General features: G+C 46.1%; 23 protein-coding genes and 2 tRNA genes. 8 read left to right on the top strand and 17 right to left on the bottom strand.

Translation table 11 applies throughout. The features are described 5' to 3' along the window. Positions 1-38: 38 nt before the first annotated feature. Both ACK3SF_RS03290 and glmS read right to left on the bottom strand, forming a co-directional pair. Positions 39-545 carry a hypothetical protein gene (locus ACK3SF_RS03290; protein WP_414837267.1) on the bottom strand — a complete coding sequence of 169 codons (507 nt, stop codon included), beginning with the start codon at positions 543-545 and terminating at the stop codon, positions 39-41. Between the two features lie 46 nt (positions 546-591). Next, positions 592-2,313 (bottom strand): glutamine--fructose-6-phosphate transaminase (isomerizing), encoded by a 1,722-nt coding sequence (gene glmS / locus ACK3SF_RS03285; protein WP_414837266.1) that lies wholly within the window; start codon positions 2,311-2,313, stop codon positions 592-594. A gap of 174 nt (positions 2,314-2,487) precedes the next feature. Between glmS and ACK3SF_RS03280 the strand changes: the two genes are divergently transcribed. Genes ACK3SF_RS03280 through ACK3SF_RS03270 form a run of 3 tightly spaced genes read left to right on the top strand, consistent with a single transcriptional unit; the run spans position 2,488 to position 5,091 of the window. Continuing rightward, positions 2,488-3,390 carry a helix-turn-helix domain-containing protein gene (locus ACK3SF_RS03280; protein ID WP_414837265.1) on the top strand — a complete coding sequence of 301 codons (903 nt, stop codon included), beginning with the start codon at positions 2,488-2,490 and terminating at the stop codon, positions 3,388-3,390. After that, positions 3,387-4,625 carry a hypothetical protein gene (locus ACK3SF_RS03275; RefSeq protein WP_414837264.1) on the top strand — a complete coding sequence of 413 codons (1,239 nt, stop codon included), beginning with the start codon at positions 3,387-3,389 and terminating at the stop codon, positions 4,623-4,625. Before ACK3SF_RS03280 ends, ACK3SF_RS03275 begins: the two co-directional genes overlap by 4 nt. Before the next feature lie 40 nt (positions 4,626-4,665). Continuing rightward, positions 4,666-5,091 carry a hypothetical protein gene (locus ACK3SF_RS03270; protein WP_414837263.1) on the top strand — a complete coding sequence of 142 codons (426 nt, stop codon included), beginning with the start codon at positions 4,666-4,668 and terminating at the stop codon, positions 5,089-5,091. A gap of 14 nt (positions 5,092-5,105) precedes the next feature. Here the strand turns inward: ACK3SF_RS03270 and ACK3SF_RS03265 are convergent, their stop codons facing one another. From ACK3SF_RS03265 to ACK3SF_RS03250, 4 genes are all read right to left on the bottom strand, one after another. Further along, entirely contained in the window at positions 5,106-5,462 is a 357-nt protein-coding gene (locus ACK3SF_RS03265; RefSeq protein WP_414837262.1) for a 4a-hydroxytetrahydrobiopterin dehydratase, read from the bottom strand. A 47-nt stretch (positions 5,463-5,509) separates the two neighbouring features. After that, a complete protein-coding gene (locus ACK3SF_RS03260) occupies positions 5,510-6,469 on the bottom strand; it encodes an MBL fold metallo-hydrolase RNA specificity domain-containing protein (RefSeq protein WP_414837261.1) in 960 nt (319 codons plus the stop codon). A 66-nt stretch (positions 6,470-6,535) separates the two neighbouring features. Beyond that, positions 6,536-7,078 (bottom strand): hypothetical protein, encoded by a 543-nt coding sequence (locus tag ACK3SF_RS03255; RefSeq protein WP_414837260.1) that lies wholly within the window; start codon positions 7,076-7,078, stop codon positions 6,536-6,538. 58 nt (positions 7,079-7,136) lie between these two features. Beyond that, positions 7,137-7,329: transfer RNA gene (locus tag ACK3SF_RS03250), tRNA-Trp, on the bottom strand. A 130-nt stretch (positions 7,330-7,459) separates the two neighbouring features. Here ACK3SF_RS03250 and ACK3SF_RS03245 point away from each other — a divergent pair. Further along, positions 7,460-8,140 (top strand): NAD(P)H-hydrate epimerase, encoded by a 681-nt coding sequence (locus tag ACK3SF_RS03245; RefSeq protein ID WP_414837259.1) that lies wholly within the window; start codon positions 7,460-7,462, stop codon positions 8,138-8,140. A 42-nt stretch (positions 8,141-8,182) separates the two neighbouring features. Next, a complete protein-coding gene (locus ACK3SF_RS03240; protein WP_414837258.1) occupies positions 8,183-8,929 on the top strand; it encodes a hypothetical protein in 747 nt (248 codons plus the stop codon). 4 nt (positions 8,930-8,933) lie between these two features. Here the strand turns inward: ACK3SF_RS03240 and ACK3SF_RS03235 are convergent, their stop codons facing one another. The 5 genes from ACK3SF_RS03235 to ACK3SF_RS03215 form a co-directional block, all read right to left on the bottom strand. Further along, on the bottom strand, positions 8,934-9,500 hold the full coding sequence (locus ACK3SF_RS03235; protein ID WP_414837257.1) for a DNA-3-methyladenine glycosylase family protein: 567 nt from the start codon (positions 9,498-9,500) through the stop codon (positions 8,934-8,936). Continuing rightward, positions 9,497-10,339, bottom strand: coding sequence for a deoxyribonuclease IV (locus tag ACK3SF_RS03230; RefSeq protein WP_414837256.1), 843 nt, complete (start codon positions 10,337-10,339; stop codon positions 9,497-9,499). Before ACK3SF_RS03230 ends, ACK3SF_RS03235 begins: the two co-directional genes overlap by 4 nt. A 63-nt stretch (positions 10,340-10,402) precedes the next feature. Next, the gene (locus ACK3SF_RS03225; RefSeq protein WP_414837255.1) at positions 10,403-10,774 is read right to left on the bottom strand and encodes a hypothetical protein; all 372 of its coding nucleotides are present in this window, start codon (positions 10,772-10,774) and stop codon (positions 10,403-10,405) included. Positions 10,775-10,829: 55 nt separating this feature from the next. Further along, complete coding sequence (locus tag ACK3SF_RS03220) at positions 10,830-11,237, bottom strand: hypothetical protein (RefSeq protein ID WP_414837254.1); 408 nt, start codon at positions 11,235-11,237, stop codon at positions 10,830-10,832. A gap of 32 nt (positions 11,238-11,269) precedes the next feature. After that, positions 11,270-11,491, bottom strand: coding sequence for a hypothetical protein (locus ACK3SF_RS03215; protein ID WP_414837253.1), 222 nt, complete (start codon positions 11,489-11,491; stop codon positions 11,270-11,272). Positions 11,492-11,548: 57 nt separating this feature from the next. Between ACK3SF_RS03215 and ACK3SF_RS03210 the strand changes: the two genes are divergently transcribed. Beyond that, entirely contained in the window at positions 11,549-12,286 is a 738-nt protein-coding gene (locus ACK3SF_RS03210) for a cobalamin-binding protein (RefSeq protein ID WP_414837252.1), read from the top strand. On the opposite strand, the gene ACK3SF_RS03205 is transcribed toward ACK3SF_RS03210, so the two are convergent. From ACK3SF_RS03205 to ACK3SF_RS03190, 4 genes are all read right to left on the bottom strand, one after another. Further along, positions 12,273-12,929, bottom strand: coding sequence for an HAD family hydrolase (locus tag ACK3SF_RS03205; RefSeq protein ID WP_414837251.1), 657 nt, complete (start codon positions 12,927-12,929; stop codon positions 12,273-12,275). The two genes, ACK3SF_RS03210 and ACK3SF_RS03205, sit on opposite strands and share 14 nt — an antisense overlap. Positions 12,930-12,940: 11 nt before the next feature. Next, complete coding sequence (locus ACK3SF_RS03200; RefSeq protein ID WP_414837250.1) at positions 12,941-13,498, bottom strand: FAD-dependent oxidoreductase; 558 nt, start codon at positions 13,496-13,498, stop codon at positions 12,941-12,943. Between the two features lie 78 nt (positions 13,499-13,576). Then, on the bottom strand, positions 13,577-14,278 hold the full coding sequence (locus ACK3SF_RS03195; RefSeq protein WP_414837249.1) for a hypothetical protein: 702 nt from the start codon (positions 14,276-14,278) through the stop codon (positions 13,577-13,579). Positions 14,279-14,369: 91 nt separating this feature from the next. Further along, on the bottom strand, positions 14,370-15,500 hold the full coding sequence (locus ACK3SF_RS03190) for a methyltransferase (RefSeq protein ID WP_414837248.1): 1,131 nt from the start codon (positions 15,498-15,500) through the stop codon (positions 14,370-14,372). A 145-nt stretch (positions 15,501-15,645) separates the two neighbouring features. Between ACK3SF_RS03190 and ACK3SF_RS03185 the strand changes: the two genes are divergently transcribed. Next, positions 15,646-15,801, top strand: coding sequence for a hypothetical protein (locus ACK3SF_RS03185; protein WP_414837247.1), 156 nt, complete (start codon positions 15,646-15,648; stop codon positions 15,799-15,801). Between the two features lie 145 nt (positions 15,802-15,946). Then, the gene (locus ACK3SF_RS03180; protein WP_414837246.1) at positions 15,947-16,834 is read left to right on the top strand and encodes an EamA family transporter; all 888 of its coding nucleotides are present in this window, start codon (positions 15,947-15,949) and stop codon (positions 16,832-16,834) included. Positions 16,835-16,955: 121 nt separating this feature from the next. On the opposite strand, the gene ACK3SF_RS03175 is transcribed toward ACK3SF_RS03180, so the two are convergent. Both ACK3SF_RS03175 and ACK3SF_RS03170 read right to left on the bottom strand, forming a co-directional pair. Then, positions 16,956-17,088 (bottom strand) — tRNA-Arg (locus ACK3SF_RS03175). A 46-nt stretch (positions 17,089-17,134) separates the two neighbouring features. Next, the gene (locus ACK3SF_RS03170) at positions 17,135-17,836 is read right to left on the bottom strand and encodes a DUF5995 family protein (RefSeq protein ID WP_414837245.1); all 702 of its coding nucleotides are present in this window, start codon (positions 17,834-17,836) and stop codon (positions 17,135-17,137) included. Positions 17,837-17,839 lie beyond the last annotated feature (3 nt).

Below are 17,839 nucleotides of genomic sequence, written 5' to 3'. Positions count from 1 at the left end.
TAAGGGAGAGAAATTTCTCCTCCGTTTCTTTTACTTTTCTACAGTCCGAGGAAGAACTCCAGAATACCGAACTTGATGCTGTTAGTGAAGGTGTAGGTCTCGTATTCTATATCCCCGTTTTTAAGCATCTGTGAGGCCTCTACTACAGGCTGTTCCGACTCCATAAGTCTCTCCAGGTTCTCCTGAGTGATGCTTATCTCCAGTGTAGTGCCGTTGTAGCTGCCCCATTTGATCTCTGTGATGTTCCTGCCTGAAGTTCTGAAGCTTAACGAGTTTTCCTCAAGAAGGCCTTCATCATCGATACCGGACATGTTAACTCTGACAGTCTGATCTCCTATCAGGGATGCGGCGAACGACGGAAGCTGATCGGAGTTATCGTTGAATACCTGCTTCAGAACATCGAGCTCGACACCTGAAGACGAGTTTCCAGAAGTATCGTTAAACTGTGTAAAGTTTACAGGCTCCAGTGTTTTCTCCTGTGCTGCTCCCTGAGCCATGAAAAGAGTCAGCAGTACAAGTCCGAAGACAATCTTTCTGTTAGTCATGGACTATCCAGAGGCCTCTAACGGTATAAATCTTTCGAAAAAGGCCTTATTTCACGGTAACTGACTTCGCCAGATTCCGTGGCTTATCAGGATTGTTTCCTTTCTTCACTGATGTCAGATATGACGCCATCTGGAAAGGCACAATCTCAAGTATCTCCGCGTTCTCATCCTCAGGAACACTGATGTGAGCCTTCGATTCCTCAACTTCCCTCGTTCCTACAGAGATTATATCAGCTCCACGTGAATGAGCCTCCATCATGTTTGAGTAAGCAGCCTCGAAATGATCGTCCTTGAGGAAGGATACTACGGGTGTACCGTTCTCTACAAGAGCCAGAGTACCGTGCTTGAACTCTCCGCCTGGAAAGGCCTCTGCATGGATGTAGGAAAGCTCTTTCAGCTTCAGATTAGCTTCTCTGGCCATGTCGTATCCATGATTCCTTCCTATGAAGTACACGTGGTCCTTATCTGTAAGATATTCGCTTAATTCCTGCACAGATTTCTTGTTCCTCTCAAGAACATCATCGATCTTTTCTGCAGTATCCAGAAGCTTTTCACGTCCTTCCTCAAGCCTGTCCTGTAAAGTGTAAGATATTAGACGCAGTACAGCAAGCTGGGCGGTGAATGCTTTCGTACTGGCAACTCCGATTTCAGGCCCGGCGTTAACGTATAACTTGTGTTCTGATTGACGTGCAAGTGTTGATCCAACGACATTGACTACAGCCAGTACATCTGAATCAACTTCTTCAAGCAGTGAAAGTAGATCAGCTGTCTCTCCGCTCTGACTGACAGCTATAACAAGATCATCTTCTTTTATCTCATCTTTTCTGTACTCAAGTTCGTGGGCCTGTTCTGTATGTACTTTAGATCCGGCTTCTCTCAGATACCTTGCTCCAAGGGAAGCTGCGAAACTGGCCGTCCCGCATCCTGTAATGTAAACGTTGTCGGCTTCTTCAATCATTCTTCTAGCTTCCTCCATATCGCTTCTGTCCTGAAAAGCAGCTCTTTTCACGGTTTTAGGCTGCTCTCTGATCTCTTTTTCCATGAAGTGGTCGTATCCTTCTTTCGAGGCCTGTTCTGCATCCCAGTCTATCTTCTGAACTTCTCTATCGACTTCCTCGCCGTCGTTAAATATTCTGTGATCTCCATCGATCACCATGTAATCATCATCCTTCAGGAAAACTGCCTGATCAGTATGCTCAAGGAACGGTGTAACGTCGGATGCGATAAAGTATTCATCGTCTGTCAGGCCCAGTACAAGAGGAGAGCCTTTCCTGAAAGCTATAAGCTCGCCGGTATTAAGTACTGCAGAAACCGCATAATTTCCTTCAAGTATATCTATAACTTCTCTGATAGCGTCCGTTATGCTGTTGTTCTCTAGTTTTTTCTCCAGAAGATGAGGAATAACTTCTGTATCCGTCTCCGACTTGAAATCGACATCTTCAAGGTGTTCCTCCTGGATCTCGCGATAGTTTTCGATTATTCCGTTGTGGACAACAGCAACTCTCTCCTCCTGGCTTACATGAGGATGAGCGTTCTCCTCTGTAACGCCGCCGTGAGTGGCCCATCGTGTATGTCCGATACCGGAAGTACCATCGATCTCCGGCCTGACGTTATCAACTGTTCCAACAGCTTTCTCAACTTTTATCGTCGGATTTCCTGCAGTAGCCATTCCTGCCGAGTCATATCCTCTGTACTCAAGCTTCTTCAGGCCTCTATAAATCTTGTCCGAGGCCTCGTCCTGTCCATAGTATCCTACAATCCCACACATCGCTGTACACAAATAAGCATCCCTCATTAATAAAAGCTCTGAAACCCTGAAAAACCGGTACTATAGGCCTTGTACCGGATTCTATGTTTTTCCACAAGTCTTATAATGTGGAGAGCAGAAAACCACCGAAAGCAGTAAAAAAGTTCTTTGACCAGTGTAGTACTGTTCAAAATGGTGAAGCTTTTTCGAGGCAACGAAACCGTAGATTCTCAGGAGCTTGACGAGGAAAAGTTGAAGGCTCTTTCAGATGATACACGGAGAAAAATTATAGAACTTCTGGCCGAGGAGGAAATGTATCCTAGAGAGGTAGCCAGGGAACTGGGCCTGGAGAAACAGAAGATTTACTACCACTTCAACAAGCTGGAGGACTCGGGCCTGATCGAGCAGACAGATGAAAAGAAAGTTTCTGGAGGATCAGCAACGCTTTACGCTGCTTCAGCACCTTCCTACGTCTTCGACACAGGAGCTTCTGGAGAAGAAAATTTCAGGCCTGTAATCGATGCCAAAGCAGAAAGTTTTCTCAGGCCTTTCATACGGAACGGAGAAGTTAGAGGCCGTATAGTAGTAGGCTCCCCGGAACAGCACGGCCCGGACAAGGTACAGGCCCGTGACGGACATCTGGCAGGCGAGATAGGCCTAGAGGTCGGAAAGTTTGGAGAAGCCGATGGAAAAAATGTTTTCCTGGATACAGAGATCGTTCGTGATTCTCTCTTTGAAGACAGCATGATACTTATCGGCGGAGTACTGACTAACACGATTACACGGAGGTTCAACGAGGCCTTTCCTGTAAGTTTTGAGGGAGAAAATTTTCCATACAGGGAGATAAGTACGCCAGAAACCTCCTACAGCGAGGACGCTATCGGCGTGGTTGCGAAGACGACTAATCCTGAAAACGAGGACGAAGCTGTTTTCCTTGTAGCCGGTGTCAGAAATTCTGGTACAGAGGCTGCGGTGCTAGCCTTCAAAAACCTGGAAAGCCTAGTAGATAACTACAGCGAAGGGGATTTTTACAGAGTAGTACAGGGACTGGATATGAACGGGGATGGGGAGATCGACGACTACGAAGTGATAGAATGACAGGCAACGACGAAAGCAGTTGGATGGTCTTCCAGACAGATGTCCTAGACGTTCTTAGACAGTACGAAGGCTACATGGATCACTCCGAAAGAGTTGGAAGCCTGAGAGATGATTCAAGGCCTGATTTCGTGGGAAGAATCACGAGAAAAGGAAAAAAAGAGGTCTGGGTGGTCGATGCCAAAAACAAGCCGGAGATAAACTCCGATGACAGGCAGAGGATGGAAAAATATCTTGAAATGCTGAAATCCAATCCTATCGATCTGGGCCTGGAGCTGAACGAGGCCTCTAATCACGAGTTCCGTGGAATTTTTGTTACAAGCGCCGGTGGAAAAGTTGATACAGAGAAATACGAGCACGTCAACTTCAAATCTATACACCAGTTTTTGCAGAAGGAACTTGTCTATACAGATACTGAAAAAGTTGTCAGGGACGTGGCGAAGATGCTGGAGAGAAAGCAGTTAAGTCAGAGCCAGGCCCGACTTCTGTCACGATCACTGAAGCCTTTCGAGGATGCAAGAAAACGTGCATTGAACACGCTTGAAGAGCTTGAAACAAGTTATATAGGCCTGGATCTTGATAAAGCGCCTTTCGAGAAGCAGTTGCCTGTAGAGGCGAAGTTGACGCATGAACACCGGAACAAGATCTTTCTGATAGATATACCTTACTCAAGAGAGGCCCTGAGAAGCGTCCCTGGAAAAGTTGAGGAGGCGAAAAATCTGATGCAGGACTCCGGTAGCGACGTATTCTTCGCAGCTCTGGATACTTTTGACGCCGACATCGACTCGCCTCATGTACTGCCACTCAACAAGATCGAGGAGGAGATCAGAGAAGAGGCCTCGATCATGTCCCCAGTGACAGTCGCAGAGCTGTTCACTCCAAAGATCTCAACTCAGAGGAAATGGCACGACGGCTACATAGAGATAGAGGACACCCACGAAGTCGGATTCAAGGCCCGTGTCGCAACAGAGAACGATGTAAAACACCGTGTTGAAGTACATCTCAACTCGAAAGCTCTTGAATCCATAAAGGAGAGAAAAATCAACGCCAGAAAAGACTTCGGACAGATAAAGAACGGCAAATTCCAGATAGAGTTCGAGATAACTGAGGACAGAGAAATAAAGTACGGAGACACAGTGGAAAATATTTCAAGCTTCAGAGACACAGTGAAGACAGTATATCAGGCCTCTGTAAGTCCTGTACTCAGCAGGAAAGTCAAGGCCTCAATGGAGATGTAAAAAATCGTTAAAAATCTGTACGTATAGAAAGAAATTTATAATGCGTCAGGAACAGTTCAAAGAGCTGAAACAGCTCGAGGCCGTTGTAGAGAAGCTTGATAGAGATCTTGATTCCATCATAGTCGAAGGAGTTGCGGATCGACAGGTGATGAGAAAGCTTGGATTCGACGGCAAAATTTTTCTATCCGCAGAGAGAACTATCGAAGATCTCGTCGAAGATGTCTCCAGAGGATCGGAGAGAACAGCAGTACTGACAGACTTCGACAAACACGGGAAAGAACAGAACAGAAAAATCAGTCAGGCCCTTCAGGGAGAAGTCAAAAACTCTCACAGCTCCCGTGAAGAGATCGGAAAACAGCTTACATCCAACGGAAGGATGACTATAGAAGCCGCGACGCCGCTTTTCGAGGACAAAGAACAGAAATTCATCGACGCAGCACTCTCCCGACTGTACACGTTCAACTAAAAATTTTTAGAAGTCTAGTTAGAGGCCTTTTCCTGTGCTTCAAGTTTTCTGTGGAGTCTGTCGATTTTTGCGGCCATGATGAAGTCGTTTTCGTGTAGGCCTTCTACTTCTTCAGTTGAGAACTTCAGAGAGGCCTCGCCGTAGGAAAGATTTACTTCGGGGTGGTGTCCTTGACTGTCCACGAGATCTGTTAAGTCCTGGGCGAATTCCACTGCTTCGCTGAAATCCCTGAAACTGAATTTACGTGTAAGTGCTTCCTCCCGGACATCCCAGTCGCTGTGGAGCTGTGCCCTGTAATGCGGCACGTCGTTGCCTTTCAGCCCTTCTCCTTCAGAAGCGACTTTACAGATTTTATCCGCCAGATGTGTCATACTTACTTGATGAAGCTGCTGACGTTAAAATCTTCCGCCAAATTTTTTCAGAAATCTGTCAGCGAGGCCTGATTATTTTTCAACGCTCTGGCGTTGTACCCCATTTTACTGGAGAGGTGCTTTGCGAAGGCCTCGTCGAATCCGTGGTGGGTGTAGATTTTCTCGGGATCGACTTTCTCCACGAGCTCCACCAGGTCGTCGAATCCGCAGTGATCCGAGTACGGGAAGACTTTGTCGTAGCCGCCGCGATGCCTGTAAGAATCCTGTACTCCCCAGCCGGAGAATCCGGCCTTTTTCCCGGAGGCCTCGTCGACAAGCCTGTTCAAAGCATCTTTACGGGAGAAATTTGTAGGCCCTATGAAGATTCCTTCACCTTTCCTCAATAAATCCTTGTTCTCGCCGTACTCCAGAGCGTTGAACTCCAGATCAGTATGCTTCTCCACGACATCATTCATCTTTTTCACAGCGCCGTGAGCTACTAGAGGCCTGTCAGTTACTTCCTGTACAAGGTACTGGATCTTCTGGGCCTTCCCCAGAGAGTATCCGAAAAGGAAAGGACTTTCCGTCTCTTTTATCCAGGCCTTGATATCTTTCTCGACTTCCCTCTGATCAGGAAGACGGTAAGCCGGTATTCCATATGTAGACTCCACTACAAGCTTATCGGCTTCAACAGGATCAAATCCCTCCAGATAGGCCCTGTCCTGAAGTGAAACATCTCCCGTGTAAAGAATTTTTTCATCGCCGTTTTCAATCAACGCAGAGGAAGATCCCAGTATATGCCCGGAATCCAGAAGACGGATATCAGGATGCTTTGAGGCCTCCAGTTTTTTATCGAGTCTTTCAGAGGCCAGTTTCGCCGTTAGATCAGAGGCCACTACACTTTCAGAGTTTCTGTGGACGTGATCCATGTGAGCATGTGAAGTAAAATTTATCTCTCCCTTCGTGCTTCGGGCATCCATCACAAATCTTGAACTATCGATATGGATCCCATCCTTCTCCCTGATCATCACATAGAAGTATAACAGGCAAAAGATTTCAAGCTGAGGCCTGAAGCCGAAAAAGTATCCTAGCGACTATTTCATAGTCCTCCATTCAACGGCCTCTACGTTTTCAGCTCCGAAGTACTTGGCTATCTTGTCTTCATAGTTAGTCTCCCACTCCATGCTTGGAGCGGGGATTCCCTGACATATCTCCCCTTTTTCTCCGTTAACTTCCCTCTCAACTTTTTTCTTGGCCTGTGAGATAAGCAGGTCAACAAGGATCACTATTTCAGTATTTTCACCGGATTTTTCATTCAGAGACTGTATTTTCGAGTAAAACTTCGATACACACGCCGTCAAGAATCCTCCCATTACGAAAACACGATCATACTTCTTCACAATCATCTCAGCTACAGGATCAGGAACTTCACCATAGTTAGGATCATCTATAACATGGCCATACAGATCTCTTCCTCCATAAGGCCTTCTAACACCTTCTCCATCCTTGTAAGCAAGACATAGAGTATCTCCTGAAAAATTTTTTACAGCAGCCACAGAACGCTCCTCCAGACGATAATCCGGAAAATGCTCGCTGACATCATAGATAGGATGCACAGCAACAAGACAGTCACTCATAGAAACTATTGAACAAAGGCCTGAATAAAAAATATCCTGAGGCAATGGAATGGGAAAATGGGGGTGGCATGATTTGAACATGCAACCTTCCGCTATCTCCAAGTGGAAAATCCTCAATGGATTTTCTGGGAAGTAGGAAACTGTAAGCCAGTTTCAATCTTTTAATCATCGAACCGTTTCTTGCGAAACAGTTCTCATTCCTCCAGTAATATTCTGGAGGCGGACGCTCTCCCGGATTGAGCTACACCCCCGCACACAGTGTGCGTGTATAGAAAATATTCGAGGCCTGAGCTTTAAATTACCTAACAGTGTCTTATGAAAAATTTCTTCGTTGATTTTTCTCAGGAAACTTTTATTCGTGTAGAGGCCTAGAAATTTTTCATGGAGAAAGCTTCCAGAGGCCAGTTGGAGGAACTTGACAGGATTTTGCCGGAGGATTATGGTATTTCTGTAGGGGCCTTGATGGAGGCTGCTGGTTATCAGGTGGCTGATTTTCTGCGTCAGGAGTTCTCCAGTGGTGTGAAGATAGCTGTTATCTGTGGGAGAGGTTACAACGGTGCTGACGGGCTTGTAGCTGCTCGGAGACTTTTCTCGTGGGGTTTCGAGGTAGAGGTCTTCACGCCGTTTGATGAGGAAGAGCTTTCGGATACTGTAGTTGAGAAGCTGGAGGCCTTGAAGGCTTTGGATCAAAGTGTTGTTGCACGTGATTTTCCCTCGGCGAGTATATACGTTGATGCTCTTATCGGATACGGTATGAAAGGCGATCTGAGGGAGCCTGTGGAAAGTGCTGCTGAAAAAATCAATGACTGGAGCGCTGAAACTATCTCAATCGATGTTCCTACAGGCCTTGATATAGAGGCTGGAACACTTGACAGGAACTGTGTCAGGCCTGACTATACGGTAACTTTTGGAGCCCTGAAAGCCTCGATGACTCATCAGAACTCTGGCGAGATATACGTAGCAGATATCGGGATTCCTCCTCAGGCCCTGGATAAAGTTGGACTGGATTCCCCGGATTTCTTCACTCAGGTCTCGCTTGTAGATATCAGAGACTTCGAGTAAAAAAGAGAAACTTTTTAACTGTCACTTATTCATCACAACTGTATGAGCACGGACTCTGTTTCAGACTCCGGAGAAAATGATTCAGCAGTTTCTATGTCTTATCCGCTGACTAGAACAGGTTTTGAAGCTGATATTGCAGTGGTTGACGTTGATGAAGATGCGGTTAGCGTACAGATCAGTATGGATGAGGCAGTTTACGATAAAAAGAACATAATTGCAACTACTGAGGCTGCTATAGATGCTTCCGGTGAAGAAGTTAAGGCTGCTGTTGGAGAGCCAGGAGTCCATGTGCAGATGGAGGATTTTAAACATGCAGGAGCAGAGCTGCTTAATTACATCGACAGCCTGGACAGAGAGATAGCGGCTACAGAAGTAATTGGCGATTCAAGGAACGAAGCTGTAGTTGATGCCGTTGAACTTATTTCCAGTCAGGGCCTTGGAGCACAGTGGACTGAACAGCTACCTTATACAGGCCTCGGCGTTGATATACAGTACCATGGTACTTCAGGCGATGAAAACTTTACTTACAGCTTCAACGAATGGATGTACGACGACTTTGATGGCGAACTTGAGAAGGCAGCACTGGAAGCAGTAGGCCCTGAAGAAGTAGATATGAATCTTGAAAATCCGAGACAGGCCTCTGTATCAGTGGAAGCTGATGACATCACAGAAGCTGTAGAAGACGTCTACGATCATCTTGAAGCTGTGGATAATGAATACGCTGCGCAGAGCGAAGACAGTTATTCACGTGAAGAAATTGCCGACGAACTGGATGAACTAATGATTTAAGGCCTCAATCAACTGCCCGCCACAGATAACGCGAAGCCAGACCCCTGTAAGGCCTCCAGTCCTCCGCCTTCTCCCTCATCTCACCTCTCGACTCAAGGCCATAGACCTCTTCCATAGCCCTCCTTATACCCAGATCCTCAACAGGGAAGACATCTTCACGGGCCAGCACCGAGATCATGAACATCTTCGCAGTCCAGTCACCGACACCGTGGATATCAGTCAACTCATCGATAACTTCTTCATCGCTCATGTTGGAAAACTTTTCCACTGAAAGATCATCCTCGATAAAATGCCGGGCCGCAGATCTGATGTAATCGATCTTCTGCCTTGAAAGGCCTACATCCGCAAGTTCTTCCTTGTCAGCATCCAGCAAGGCCTCTGGAGATATCTCGAAATTATCGAACAGACGACTTCTGATGGCCTCTGCCGACTGAGTCGACAACTGCTGATTTACTATAGATGTTACCATTCTCTCGAAAGGATTTTCCGAGGCCTCAAGTTCCAGCTCGCCGTGTTCCTCTATCAGAGGCCTTAACTTTTCGTCTTCCCTGAGTTTCTCTGGAGGTTTCATTCTCTGAGTTCCAGGATGTGTTCCAGGTTCTCCTTGTATCCTGCTCTCTTGTCGCTTGGTGTTTCCAGGATTATCGGCAGGTCTTCGAACTCTTCAGCATTGACGATGTTTGAGAATCCTTCATCGCCGATCTCTCCATAGCCTATATCCATGTGATTGTCTTTTTCGCTTCCTCGTTCATCTTTTGAGTCGTTGAGATGTAGTACTTTGATCTTGTCAAGGCCTATGTCCTCTTTGATCTCCTGAAGGAAGTCTTGGAATCCTTCTTCACTGACGAGGTCGTATCCTGCTGCGTGTGCGTGGCATGTATCAATGCAGACTCCGATCTTTTCATCAGGAGTTTCTGCATGTTTGATCATGTCTCTGAGTTCTCCCATCGATCTTCCGAGTGTTGTACCTTTTCCAGCGGTGTTTTCAAGTAAAAGAGTTACATTTTCCGGTATATCCAGTTCGTCGATTCCTTCTGCGATCCTTTTTACACCTGTGTCGCGGCCTGATCCTGTGTGTGCTCCCGGGTGGAATACTACGTATTCTACGCCGAGAGTTGCTGCTGCGTCAAGCTCGCTCTGAAGGCAGTTCAGCGATTTCTCGAAGAGATCGTCTTTTGGCGTTGCAAGGTTGACAAGATAGGTGGAGTGGATCACGTAAGGATTCTGGCCTTTCTCATCTCGCATCTCCTGAAACTTTTCTCCTTCCTCTTTTTCATATTCTGAGACGCTCCAGGTACGCGGGCTTCCTGCGAATATCTGGCCGCAGTTTCCTCCGATATCTTCCTGTCTTTCGATTGCTTTGTCCATTCCGCCCGAGATGCTTACATGCGCTCCGATTGTAATTTCCATAACTGGATATCAGAAAGCTATAATTAAAAATTGGATGCCGAACCTGGAAGGTGCCTTTTTTCTCTAGTCTTCATCCATCTGCAAACGTCCTTCATCTCTTGCCGGCCTGAAGGCCCTGTGCTCAAGTGTACGTTCGATAAATCTTACGCTGTCAGCAGCTTCCTGATCTTTTTTCCCTTCAAATGAGTTAGGATCTGCAAGATGCTGAATATTTTCCAGAGTGTTAAGGCCTCTGATAGTCTGTTCAAGCTGACCTTCGGTATAAGTCCCGTCTTCGTTCACGGCGTAAGGCATACTTTCTATCATCTCTATAGCATCTTCAACTTCATCTCGGTATGTATCAATATTTTCTGCGATAGTGTACGCATCGTCGATCGCAGCCTCAACATCCAATGCGTCGTATTCTTTTTCATTATCGGCGATAACTCCTGTCATAAAAAACATATATACAAGATAATTTTTATAACTAGATGATAGTAACTTCTGTCTTTTATTCTGTGAGATTTTCTACCGAGTTCATCAAGGCCTCTCCAAGCTCCTGTTCCTGAACTCTGAGGCCTGAAAGATACATTGCAGGAGGGACAGAAACAAGTGCTGTTTTCGCTATCGAAGGATCTTGGTACGCAATGTAGTGTCCTCCGGAGAAAATTCCCAGTCCTATGGCAGTTGCCGCCAGATTGTCTTTGTTGTCCCTGATATTTCTCGGGAACTGATCTTCCTCTATCCAGAAATAATCTCTGAGAGTATAATCTCTATCATCGAAATCATCCTGAGCTATAGCCTCGCTGTCAGGATCTTCAAGCTTTTCTATAACTTCCTCACTTGTTATAGGGCCTTCGGATGTGGTGTCAAGGACTCTGTACTCGCTTTCATCCAGATCGTATATGTCTCTGCTCATAGAAACTGTATCAAATTTTTGAGAGCAAAAAGTTAAACTCTTTTTCCAGCCGTGTAGTACAGTAAAAGAGCCACTACGAATGTAACGGGGCCTCCAATCAGGAGTACGAGAAGTATTCCTCCGGATGACTGAAGAAGGCCTATATCGAAGTAGTCGCCGGCTAGTGCGAGAGATACGAAGAGGCCTACTCCTGCAGCTGCCATCAGTATCCTGAATGCAATATCTTTGATGAAGCTTCGAAAACTCAGATCCACAGAAAAAATCTTGTTGTAAAAATACTTGTAAAACTTTCAGGCCTCAAAATTTTCTCCATGAAAGTCATCTCCCTGGCGCCGTCGAACACCGAAATTCTGTATGCTATCGGAGCTGAAGACGATATCGTCGCAACGACTTCGCTGTGCAGTTATCCGGAAGAGGCCCTGGAAAAGCCGAGTATCGGAGGATGGACGAATCCCAAGATCGAGAGAATCATAGAGTTCGATCCCGATATGATCCTGGCATCGGATGATCTTCAGGACGAGGCCGTCGAAAAAATCCAGGAAAAAGGCTTTCCAGTACACCAGGTGAAGCCTCACTCCATTGAAGAAGTATTTGAAAGTATAATCGAGATCGGAGAAGTCGTGGACAGAAAGGAAGAAGCTGAAAAACTTGTAGAAGAGATGAAAAACGATCTGGAAGGCCTCAAGTTTGAGGGATCGCCGAGAATCTACTGCGAGGAGTGGATGGATCCGCCGATGGCATCAGGGAACTGGATTCCAGGCCTGATCGAAAAAGCCGGCGGAGAACCGTTCCTGGAAGACGGCGAGAGAAGCAGAGAATTTGAAATAGATGAACTGAAGAAATTTGATCCTGAATATATTTTCATGAATATCTGCGGTGCTGGAGATGCCTTGAGCACGCAGGAACTGGAGAAGAGAAGCGACTGGCAGAGTATATCCGCCGTTGACAACGAGGAAGTCTATGTAGTCGATGATTCTCTATTGAACAGGCCTTCACCGCGTCTAATAGAAGGCCTGGAGAAGATGATAGAGAAAGTTAACTCCGGATGATTTCCAGGGCCTGTTTCAGGCTTTCAACGGAGTGATCTGCTTTTTCCTCGGTGTCGCCGTTCCTGTCTATGTATATCGAGTCGATGCCTGCCTTTCTGGCTGCCATAATATCTTCTATCTGGTCCCCGATCATTATCGCATTCCTTGTACCGAGCTCTTCAAGCGCTTCTTCGACCATCTCTGGTTCCGGTTTCATTCTCTCCCGGTAGCTGCGTATGTTTTCGATACGTGGAGCGATCCAGAAATCCATATAATCCTTGATCTCCAGGCCTTCCATTATTCCTGCTAGATAGTCGTTGTACGCGTTGCTGACGATTGCCATTTGACAGTCAAGGCCTTCCAGAATTATTTCAGCGTCGTTGAAGATTTCAAGCTCTCCTGTAGAGGCCATCTCGACTTTCCTCTCCGCAACAGCTTTCTCAAGAAGTTTCAGCTGCTCCCAGGAAAGGCCCTCCTTCTCAAGGATCTTCTCCAGTTCGACGTCCTGTGGCTGGAATACTCCCTGTCCGACTGTTTCAAAGTCTATATCCCAGCCATTCACCTCTGCCAGTTTTTTACGCTCCTTTAAAGCCCATTCAAACCCATCGAACCCTGAGTCGATGAGAACTCCGTCAAAGTCAAAGATCACTGCGTCGTACTTCATTGGAGAGGCCTCTAGGTATCGTGATCTGTGTAAGGCTCATCCCTGAGATCGCTGAGAAGATTTACAGCAGCTTTCGCACCGTCTCCGATAGCGATAGACGTCTGGTACTCCCAGGAGTTCGCCAGGCCGGCTGCATAAACGTTTTCACAGGCCTTGTTGGAGTCGTCGGTCTTCAGATGTTTATCCATCATGTATGGGCCTTCAGCGCCGTCTTCGAACTCTACATCGAGTTCAAGGAAATCAAGATTTCCGGCAGAGGCCACTACGACGTATTCGGTCATGTACTCGTCTTCAGAAGTCGTTACTTTGAGGCCTTCATCTGTTCTTTCAACTTTTTCTACTTTTTCTTCTTTCAGTTCGCCGTTGAATCTTTCGAGTTTATCTTTTCCTTTTTTCAGTAGTTCATTTCCGGCTATAGAGTCCTGGCCTATTAGATTTTTGATATTTGACGTATTTTTTACAAGAGATTCTCCTGTGTCAAGTACAAGAGTGTCTTCTCCGGCTTTAGCTGTGAATACTCCTGCCTGGAGGCCTGAGACTCCGCCTCCTATTACTGTAACAGTTTTCATGTTAGAGACTGGTCTGTCAACAATTAAGAAAATTTCCGGAAGCTGGAGAAAATAAAAGAAAAATGTGGAGTGAAGTTTTTACTCGGTTGTGTTATCCGAGGAGTCGCCTGTCTGGGACTCGTTGACCGTCTGCTGCTGTTGTGCTGCCTGTGCGCGCTGTACAGCGTTCTGAAGGTCAAGTGGTCTGATGTACTGTCCGAACTGTTTCTGAGCGATGAACAGGTATTCTCCGTCAAGTGTGACGAATACTTCCTGTGACTGCGTGACTGTACCGTTCTCTGTAGGTACGTCAGTAGAAACGTTCATGTTGTACATGGAGTGTCTGACAACAGGCTCTGAAACGTCAGGAGTAGTGTTAAGTCCTACGCCTGCAACTGTCTGAACAGACTGTCTTACCAGTTCTGCATCAGCCTGTGTTCCGGTATCTGCAGTTCCGGAGACACCTGCGAAACCTGCTGCTACGAATCCGATTACAAGGCCTAGGATAACTCCGCCCGCCAGTACAGATGTCGGCGAGTAAGATCCCAGTAGACCTCCAGAAGTCTCTTCTTCGATCTCTTCGACTATTTCCTCCTCGGACTCTTCCTCGGAGTCTTCTTCCTCATCATCTGTAGGAAGCTTGGACTCCAGGAACTCTTTCACAGTTTTTCTGTCTTTACCTTCTTTCTCTGCATCCAGAAGGCCTTCGTAATCAGGTGTGTCAAGATCCCTGATTCGATCCTTCACTTCATCGACCGTTCCTTCTAGAATATCTTTAAAATCTGAATCGTCGTCAGCCATGTTTAACCAATACCTCCGCATTATTAATAAATTATATGCACCGGTAGACGCTCCAGAAAGCAATCCCTTACACCAGTAAACACCGAAAATCCTATTTCTCAGCTGAAGAAACCTGGAAATCGAACTCCCTTCTCCGCACATCACAGTTCCCGAAGACAGTTCTCAACGTACCTTCAGGCCTGAAATCTTTCCTGTGAGCCACGAATAACTCTCCTCCTTTCTTCAGGGCCTTGAAACAGTCTCTCATATCCTGGCGGAAAACTTTGCTGTCAAAACCTTCGCTCACCTGATAGGTGATCACGTCGTACTTCATCGACGGAAAATTTTCCACTCCATCTTCAGTAAAGGCCTCAAAGTCTTCCAGATTGTTCAAGGAGGCATTGTTTTCTGTGTAGTCTGTCATATATCTGTCTCTATCTGTGAAGTCTACGTCATAGCCGTAAAGTTTCGATGCAAATATGCCTACAAGTCCAAATCCACATGAGGCATCCAGTAATTTGCCTTTTCCTGAGCTTATCTCCCTTGAAAGCATCTCAACGCGATTCATGTCGTTGCCCGTGAAAAGGCCTTTCAGTGCCTTGAACTTTGCTTTTTCTCCTTTGATAGAGTGCTGTAGCCGGCTTTCCTCCACAACATTCTCTGTAGAGGCCTCTTCAACAGTTATCTCAAGTACGGAAACGCCGTTCTCCACTGTTTCACGTACTTCTCCAAACTCACTGGCGAAATCCTTCAGTTTCGAGGCAACTTTGCTGCTTGAGGAGATGTAAAGAATCCCTGAATCACGCAGAACCTGTGAAGCCTCCACCATCTTCTGTTTAACAAGGTAGAGTGGATCTTTATCCCTTGGCGCATAGACAGCTCTTTCGTACTTCCTGAGAGAGTCCTTTGAAATATTCGATGTAAGCATGACTTCTGTAGAGGCCTCTGGATCGTTTCTCTTCCTGTTAAGCTCCGAAAGCAGTGTTTCACGTGTACGGGAGCTTGTCATCATCACTCTGCCGTTCCTTGCTCTATCACCGATCACCACGCCCTCTATACCGATCCTTGAATCGATAACAAGCACCGATGAAGTAGTTTCTATATCTGCCGCTTTCAAAAGCATGATTTCCTCTCTCAAAGCTGTTTCAGGCCTGGAAATACCGGGTGCTGAGCGGAAACTGTGCTCCTTGGAGGCCTCCCCAGAATCCGCTCTGATTTTTATCTCGTATGGTGCCGAATGCATCTGGGAAACTAATTTTCTTTCTCTGAATAATAAAATACCGACTGATCTCTCGGTAATCGCCTGCCAGGGGCGAAAGTTCTGTTTACACAGTGAATAAGCCACTCTACTTCAGGACCAAACTTTTTAAATTCTACCGCGGACAAGCATGGATTACGGAAGAAAAACTTACCTTGGGAGGGGAAATCAAAAAATGAGGGGAAAAATTGACATAAACTCGAAGGCCGACATGGAAGGCTCAATGCAGTTGTTCATGGCACAGTATCCGATGCCTAGAACATCAGGCAGCCTTGAATGCAACTAGAAGGCCTCTAACTTTCTCAAATTTCTTTAATATCCAGTTAAAGAGTGCCTACAGTATCCAGAAAAATCCTGTATGAAAAACAGGAATTTTTCTCTGGAGCAAAGAGGCCTGAAATATTAATAAACGCTGTCAGGAAATTTTTTCCATGGAGCTATGGATACTTTTTGCGCTTGCTGCAGCAGTCGGCTGGGCGTTCGTTGTTTTACTTGACAAGTTCGTGATCGATTCAGAACTCGATGATCCAATGGGGACAGGAGGCCTCCACGCATTCTTCAACTGTCTTGCAGTAGTCGTTATATCCTACTTCATCGGAGGATTCAGCTTCAATCCAGGCACGTTGTTCGCAGGAGTCCTGATCGGAGGCCTCTACGTACTGGCCAACTACTTCTGGTTCTCCGGAGTCGGCAGCGAAGAAGTATCACGTTTCGCACCAGTACTTTCATTCGATATAGTATTCATCTCGGTACTTTCATTCATCTTTCTAGGGGAGCTTTTAACACCTCTTGCATATGCAGGAGTCGCCCTGACAGTACTTGGATGTATCCTGATCTCGCTTGAAGATCCATTGCACAGCCTGAGAAAGATGAAGTCCAGCTGGGGCCTTGCAGCAGCACTCGCATCCGCATTCGCATACTCAGTCAGAGAAGTCATATTCAAACACGTGTCCACAGGAATCGAGATCTGGCCTCTACTATTCTACTTCGGAATCATGGGAATGCTGTTCTCAGCACCTCTGATCTACAGATCACGCGAAGCCATAAAAGAAAATACTGAAGGCCTTGAACTCATGATGCTTTCAGGCCTTGTCTCAGGAGTCGCACAGGCCACGTTTTTCCTCGCAGTCTCACTCGGCTCAGTAGTACTTGTCTCAACAATTACAAAGACAAGATTTCTTTTGATCTTCTTCGCAGCAACAGCAATCAGCAAACTGCATCCTGAAATCATCCATGAACCACTGGACAGAAAAATACTCGTCCAGAAACTCGTTGCCACATTACTGATAGTTATTGGAGTAGCGATGGCCTCTATATAGAAAAATTTGTAGAGGGCCTCCACAAAAAAGTTAGGGAAAAATTTTCGAGCCTGATGAGATTCGAACCCGCCGAAAACTCTCTGTTTTCTTGATCGCTGTCAAATCCCTCAAAAAGAGTTTACGGACCTGGGGGGATTTGAACCCTCGACCTCTCGGTATTTCCATCGAAAATCAAAAAGATTTTCTCAAACCCGGATTCTTCGCAGAAGCAGGTATTAGGAACCGAGTGCTCTGTCCAGCTGAGCTACAGGCCCTTTTCGTGTAAATTATTGAATCCGTATAGTTATTTAATACTGGACTTCATGCAGAAAGAATCTTTCCTGGCTTCTCGAAGAGGCCTTTCAGCGAGTTATCATGTCTTATGCCGATCAGTTCACAGGCTTTCCTCTCTGTTTCTTTTCTCAGTACCGTGATGTCCTTATTTCTGTTCTTCCAGGCCTGTTCTCTCCATTGAACTACTTTTTTCAGGCCCAGGAATGCTACAGGCTGTACGCCCAGGAATCCCAGTGTCTCGAAATCTTTCCTCTGTACAGCTGTATCGGCCATTACAGGGATCAATGCCTCCAGAAGAATCCTGTTTATCTCCTCGAAGTCCTGTCTCTCGCTGTAATCAGTTTCTTTCATCGCCTGGCCCAGATCAGCGTTGATATGTGCATTTATACCAAGCAAAAGCTCCAGCACAGGCCTTGAATCATCTCTCTCAACGTAATTCAGGTATTCTTTCCACGGCTGTTTTTTCTCTCCTTCAAGAAAATATTTCTCCATTGCCTCAAAGTAAGGCTCTGCGAAACGGATATCAAGCTCCTCAAGCTTCCCCGGATTATCGAAGACGTCTTTTTCCGAGGCCTGAATCACTTTCAGAGTAATTTTTCTGTATGCTCTCAGGAAAGGCCTGAAACTTTCAAGGCCTCTCTCATCAAGAAATTTTTCGAACTGATCCATCTTCTCAACCACGTCATCTACTGTTTCCATCCTGGTATCGAAGAAATCAGCACCACTCATGCT

Origin of the sequence: Candidatus Nanosalina sp. VS9-1 (assembly GCF_047555085.1) — an archaeon.
GTDB lineage: Archaea > Nanohalarchaeota > Nanosalinia > Nanosalinales > Nanosalinaceae > Nanosalina.
This window is presented reverse-complemented; position numbering and strand designations above follow the sequence as displayed.